Below are 6,000 nucleotides of genomic sequence, written 5' to 3'. Positions count from 1 at the left end.
TCCGCCAACACCCTTAATGATGGTTTGCAAACAAAAACACTGGAGCCCATAACCGGACTTGAACCGGTGACCTCTTCCTTACCAAGGAAGTGCTCTACCGACTGAGCTATATGGGCGCAAAATCTTATGGAGCGGGTGATGGGAATCGAACCCACGCCATCAGCTTGGAAGGCTGAGGTTCTACCATTGAACTACACCCGCCAATCAAACCCAAAAAGTGGTGGAGGGGGAAGGATTCGAACCTTCGAAGGCTGAGCCGTCAGATTTACAGTCTGATCCCTTTGACCGCTCGGGAACCCCTCCATCAGGGTTAGCAGACGATTATCAATATATAATCCGTATGCGTCAACCTTTTTTTTCGATCCTTGCTGGATCGGCGTGCAGACGGTTCATCACCGCAGCGAATTCACCGGATCGCAGCGCCCGCAATTCCTGCACCGACCGCTCGACGCACCCATCGATCAAGGTACGGTCAGCCCGCCCCGGATTGTCCAGCACATAGCCGACAACCCGGGAGCGGTCGCCCGGGTGGCCAATACCAAAGCGCAGGCGGTAAAAGTCCGACGATCCGAGCTGAGCGACAATGTCGCGCAGCCCGTTGTGCCCGCCATGGCCGCCGCCTTTTTTCAGGCGGATCGCGCCCGCATCAAGGTCGAGCTCATCGTGTGCCACAAGAATCTCGGACGGCGCGATCTTGAAATAGGCGGCCACCGCGAGCACCGAATGCCCGCTGCGATTCATGTAGGTCGTCGGCTTCAGCAACCACAGCGCGGAACCACCTTCATCCCGGCGCCCCAAGACGCCCATGAAGCGCGATTCGGGCCGCAGAACGACACCCAGCGACCGCGCGGCGGCGTCCACGAACCAGAACCCGGCATTATGCCGGGTTCCCTCATAGCGGGTGGTCGGATTGCCCAGCCCGACGATCAGGCGGATCACCGAAGACACGACACCATTCGACCCGCCACCGAACCCAGAAAACGGGGCCTTAGCCCTCGCTCTCGGCGGACTCGCCGGCGATACGCCCGGCCTGGATGGCAGCAACCACCTGGTCATGATCCGCACCGTGCATCAGCTCGACAATCTGCACACCCGGCGGCAACTTGAGCTCGGACAGATGCACGGACTGGCCGACATCGACCTTGGCAAGATCAACCTCGATGAATTCCGGCAGATGGGCCGGCAGACAGACCACCTCGATATCGACCAGATTGTGTGTCACCACACCGCCCTTCTTGGCACCGACCGAGCTGTCCTGATTCAGGAAATGAAGCGGCACGTGCACGCGAATCTTCTGCGACTCGCTGACACGCAGGAAGTCCATGTGCAGGATCACGGGACGGCTGGGATGGCGCTGCAAATCCTTGAGGATGGCCGTTTCCTCCTTGTCGCCAAACCGAAGGGTCAGGATGTGCGAATACGCCGCCTCGTGCTCCAGCGCCTTGAGAACCTTGTTGTGATCCAGCACCAGACCCACCGGGTCCGCACCGCCGCCGTAAAGTACCGCTGGCACCTTGCCAGCCTGGCGCAAGCGCCGGGAATGTCCACGCCCCAACTCGGCCCGAACCTCCGCATCAAACACAAAACTGCCTGCCATCTTCATTCTCCAAATACTCTGAGCAGTTGATAAAAACGATGCCGACTCAGTCGACATACATGGAACTGACGGATTCGCCCACGGCGATCCGGCGTATGGTCTCGGCCAGCATTTCCGCAACGCTGAGCTGACGAATCTTGCGGCAACGCCGCGCCTCGGCCCCCAGGGGAATGGTGTCGGTGACAACCAACTCATCCAGCACCGACTGATTCAGGTTTTCCAGCGCCCTGCCGGACAGCACCGGATGCGTGCAATAGGCCACCACGCGGACCGCACCGCTTTCCTTCAGCGCCTCCGCGGCCTTGCACAGGGTACCGGCCGTATCGACCAGATCGTCGACCATGATGCAGGTACGGCCCGCCACATCGCCGATGATGTTCATCACCTTGGCCTCATTGGCCCGGGGCCGGCGCTTGTCGATGATGGCAAGATCGGCCTCGTCTAGACGCTTGGCCAGGGCACGGGCGCGCACCACGCCGCCGACATCCGGGGACACCACCATCAGGTCCGGATACTGCTGACGCCACACATCGCCTAGCAGGATCGGCGAGGCGTAGACATTATCGACCGGAACGTCGAAGAAGCCCTGTATCTGGTCCGCATGCAGATCCACGGTCAACACCCGGTCGGCGCCCGCCGCGCAGATCATCTTGGCCGCCAGCTTGGCGGCGATCGGCACCCGCGCCGAACGAATGCGGCGGTCCTGCCGCGAATAGCCATAATAGGGAATGACCGCAGTGACGACGGAAGCCGACGAACGCCTGAAGGCGTCGATCATCACCAGCAGCTCCATCAGGTTCTCGTTCGCCGGCGAACAGGTCGGCTGCACGATGAACACATCCCGACCACGAACGTTTTCCTCGATCTCAAAGGATATCTCGCCATCGGAAAAACGGCCGAGCGTCGCCTGCCCCAGCCGCATGTTCAGTGCCCGCGCGATGCCCTTGGCCAAGGGCATGTTGGCATTTCCCGCGAACACCATGAAGCTGGCGTCAGACACTCACTGAAGCTCCAAGAGAAAGAATCGCCGCAATATGGCTGGGGCGCCAGGATTCGAACCTGGGCATGCCGGGATCAAAACCCGGTGCCTTACCGCTTGGCTACGCCCCAAGAAATCAAGTTGTCAGCCGCTCCAGCGCAAGCTGCAACGGTGACCTGTTCAGACCTCGCGCAAGCAAGGCGCTCCACTCCGGAGACACCCCCCGCAGACAGGCTTGCGCCTCGGCCTCGCCGGGAAAATCGGCAAATACACAGGCGCCCGTGCCCGTTAATCGCGCCCGACCGTATCGGGAAAGCGCGTCCATGGCCTGCGCCACGACAGGATAGTTCGCCAGAACCACGGACAGGCAATGATTTTCCTGCTGCCCCGCAAAAAAGTCGGCTATTGTTATGGACGGATTATCCCTTGTCAAATCGGGCGCGTTGAACACCACCCCTGTATTGACGTGACAGGGGGGCGCGATGACGACATACCAGGGCTCGGGAAGTTCGATGGGCGTCAGCCGCTCACCGACACCCTCCGCCCAGGCGGCGGCGCCCTCGATGAAGACGGGCACATCGGCACCCAGCGCCAACCCCAGGGCTTTCAGCTCCGCGATCGCCAGATCGGCGCCCCAGAGCCGATTCAAGCCCAGTAGCGTGGTCGCCGCATCGGAACTGCCACCACCAAGGCCGCCCCCCATCGGCAACCGCTTCTCGATGGTGATCGTCACGCCCTGCCGCACACCGGCCGCAGCCTGCAAAGCCCTTGCCGCGCGCACCGTCAGGTCCATCGCCTCGGGCACACCCGGCAGTGGCGACGCCAGCCGGATCTCGCCATCCGGGCGGGCGGCCAGCGTGATCCAGTCGCAGCAATCGAGAAACTGAAACACCGTCTGCAGGAGATGGTAACCATCCGGCCGCCGACCGACGATACGGAGCATCAGATTGAGCTTGGCCGGCGCCGGCAGGCGCAGGGATGAAGGCATCGCCACAGGTCAGTTCCTCAGTGTCCAGGTATCGGCCAGAATCTTCAACTTGACGCCCGCACCCTGCACGGTCAGCTTCTGTGGCAGCATCCAGCCATCGATGCTGGCCAGCTGATCCGGCACGATATGCCAGCCGGCCTGCCGGAAGCTGCCCGCCCCGGCGTCGGCCGATCGCTGCGCGGATGCTCCGGGGTCCGGTACGCCGAGCATCCAGTAACGTAGACTGCTCAGCGGGACGGCGAACCCCAGCCGCTGGCGCAGCATGGCGTCGGGATCGCGCGACAGCGCCGTCACGCCGCCACCCTCGTTGATGTAGATCAGATCCTTCTGCACGACGATGGATACCAGCCCCTGACTGAAGGGACCGGACAGCCGCAGACGGTCCTGCGCGGGATCATGCTCCCAGTACAGGTTGGCCTGCCAGGCTTTCCCGGCGGACTGGACACCGATCCGCCCGTCCATGGACCAGGCCCGGATCGCGACCGGCGTATCCGGTAGCACGACCGGCTCGGAAACCGTGCTGACCGTGGTGCAGCCCCCCAACCCCAGGGCCAGCCAGCCAGCCCAGGCGAGCCGCCTCATTTCGCCGCTCCGCGAAACCCGTCGGGGAATTTCTCCCGGACACGCCGGATATCGTCCTGCTCCGGATTCTTCGCGTAACCCTCGGACCATATCCGGCGTGCCTCCTCGCGCCGCCCCAGCGTCCAGAGCACCTCCCCCAGATGAGCGGCAATTTCCGGATCGGCAAACAGGCCATAGGCCTTGCGCAGATAGGCCAGCGCCTCCCTGGGCTTGCCCTTGCGATACAGCACCCAGCCATAACTGTCGAGAACGGCGGGATCCCCGGGCCGCTTCTCCAGCGCCTGCCTGATATAGCCCTCCGCCTCGTCGAGACGGTCCAGCCGATGCTCGGCCAGCGAGAAACCCAGGGCATTGAGCGCCGCGGCATCGTCCGGCTTCTGCTGCAACACGGCCCGCAGGTCCGCCTCCATCACGTCGAGCTGTCCGGCCTGTTCGGCCAGCAAGGCCCGCGCATACAGCAGCTCCGGCTGACCCGGCTGTTCCCGCAGCGCCTCGCCAAGCAGGCTCGTGGCGGTGGAAAAATGCTTGTCCTTGGCCAGCATCTCCGCCTCGATCAAGTAGAGACGGGTCTTCTCATGCGGATAGCTCTGACGTGCCGCGGCCAGACGCTGGCGTGCCTCGTCGTGACGACCAAGACTGATCAGCGCGGAAATGCCGTTGAAGCGCGCGTCGAACTCCAAAGGCCCCGCCCCCACCCGGTCGAACTGCCGCAGCGCGCGCTCGGCATGCCCCTGGCGGGCGTCGATCAGGCCCAGGGAAAAATCGGCCTGCGCCTGCCAGCGCTGATCGCCTGACAATGCCTGAAACTCGGTTCGCGCCCTGTCCAGCTGACCCAGCTCGAACCAGACGGAAGCCAGGGCGAAACGGGCATCATGATTGCCCGGATCGCGCCCGACGATCCGCTTCAGTTCGCGCTCGGCAGCTTTCAGGTCGCCCGTCTTGGCCAGAAACTGCGCATACAGCAGGGCAACCCGCGGATTCTCGGGATCACCCTTCAATGCCTTTTCCAGGGCGATCCGTGCGGCCCGGTTATCGCCCGCCTGCATCATCAGCTGTGCCCGCAGCATCAGCGCGCGACTCCAGCCGGGCCGCATGGCCAGCGCCCGATCGGTCTCGACCCGCGCGGTCATCGCGGCATCCTTGTTGCTGGCCAGGAGCGCGTAGGCGAAATGAATCTCGGCGACCCGGGGGTATTTCTCGGCCAGCGTCTGCATCACCTGCAAGCCCTGCTCCTTCGGCAGCTCCGAATCCATCCAGCGGACCAGTTCGACCAGGGTATTCTCCAGCTCCGGATCCTTGAGCTCGAGAAGCCGGCCGAACGCCTGCGCGGCGGCACCGGTATCCCCGGCCTTGATTTGCAGCATGGCCCGGATACGGTGGGCCGGCAGGCTCCTGGGCTCGCGCTCGGCCCACATCGACGCCGCCTCCAGCGCCTTGTCGGCATTCTTCACGTACAGCGCGATCTGGGTGGCGCGCTCGGCGACGCGGCCGTCGGGAACCAACCGCGCCAGTTCGAGATAATGGTTCAGCGCCACATCGAACTGCCCGCGCTGCCCCGCAACCTCGCCGACCAGCATCAGGTAGATGGGCGCACCGGCCCCCTCCGGTGGCGCCGGGTCGGCACCGCCCGCCGCACCCTGCTGCGTTGCCGACTCCGGCGAGGAGTGCACCCCCGCACACCCGGATGCCCACAGGACACCGGTGACCATCCAGTAGAGAATTTGCTTGACCACGCTCGGCATCGCCTCGTTGAGAACTGGTATTCCGGGAAAGATGCCCCAAATGACAGGCCATCGGGGAAAAGGTTGGCAGATGAGGCAAGATTGGGCGGCGCTCCGACCGGACCCAACCGGC

6 protein-coding genes and 4 tRNA genes are annotated in these 6,000 nt (G+C 63.7%); all 10 read right to left on the bottom strand.

Features of this window, described 5'->3' with window-relative positions; translation table 11 throughout:
- Positions 1 to 40 precede the first annotated feature (40 nt).
- The 10 genes from ACYQ1H_RS08710 to ACYQ1H_RS08665 all read right to left on the bottom strand — a co-directional run bounded on the left by ACYQ1H_RS08710 (position 41) and on the right by ACYQ1H_RS08665 (position 5,879).
- A tRNA-Thr gene (locus ACYQ1H_RS08710) sits at positions 41 to 116 on the bottom strand.
- A gap of 11 nt (positions 117 to 127) precedes the next feature.
- Positions 128 to 201 (bottom strand) — tRNA-Gly (locus ACYQ1H_RS08705).
- 17 nt (positions 202 to 218) lie between these two features.
- Positions 219 to 303, bottom strand: a tRNA-Tyr gene (locus ACYQ1H_RS08700).
- 42 nt (positions 304 to 345) lie between these two features.
- Positions 346 to 939: an aminoacyl-tRNA hydrolase gene (gene pth, locus ACYQ1H_RS08695; RefSeq protein WP_460027651.1), complete on the bottom strand. Its 594-nt coding sequence runs from the start codon at positions 937 to 939 to the stop codon at positions 346 to 348.
- 49 nt (positions 940 to 988) lie between these two features.
- Complete coding sequence (locus ACYQ1H_RS08690) at positions 989 to 1,597, bottom strand: 50S ribosomal protein L25/general stress protein Ctc (RefSeq protein WP_460027649.1); 609 nt, start codon at positions 1,595 to 1,597, stop codon at positions 989 to 991.
- A 46-nt stretch (positions 1,598 to 1,643) separates the two neighbouring features.
- Complete coding sequence (locus ACYQ1H_RS08685) at positions 1,644 to 2,597, bottom strand: ribose-phosphate diphosphokinase (protein WP_460027648.1); 954 nt, start codon at positions 2,595 to 2,597, stop codon at positions 1,644 to 1,646.
- A gap of 35 nt (positions 2,598 to 2,632) precedes the next feature.
- Positions 2,633 to 2,707, bottom strand: a tRNA-Gln gene (locus ACYQ1H_RS08680).
- A gap of 5 nt (positions 2,708 to 2,712) precedes the next feature.
- Positions 2,713 to 3,564, bottom strand: a complete 852-nt coding sequence (gene ispE / locus ACYQ1H_RS08675) for a 4-(cytidine 5'-diphospho)-2-C-methyl-D-erythritol kinase (protein ID WP_460027650.1) — start codon at positions 3,562 to 3,564, stop codon at positions 2,713 to 2,715.
- Between the two features lie 9 nt (positions 3,565 to 3,573).
- Complete coding sequence (gene lolB, locus ACYQ1H_RS08670) at positions 3,574 to 4,146, bottom strand: lipoprotein insertase outer membrane protein LolB (RefSeq protein ID WP_460027647.1); 573 nt, start codon at positions 4,144 to 4,146, stop codon at positions 3,574 to 3,576.
- On the bottom strand, positions 4,143 to 5,879 hold the full coding sequence (locus ACYQ1H_RS08665; RefSeq protein WP_460027646.1) for a tetratricopeptide repeat protein: 1,737 nt from the start codon (positions 5,877 to 5,879) through the stop codon (positions 4,143 to 4,145). Before ACYQ1H_RS08665 ends, lolB begins: the two co-directional genes overlap by 4 nt.
- Positions 5,880 to 6,000 lie beyond the last annotated feature (121 nt).

The sequence above is a fragment of the Methyloparacoccus murrellii genome (genome assembly GCF_054657115.1).
The sequence above is the reverse complement of the archived record's forward strand: the minus strand, read 5'-3'. Positions and strand labels throughout refer to the sequence as shown.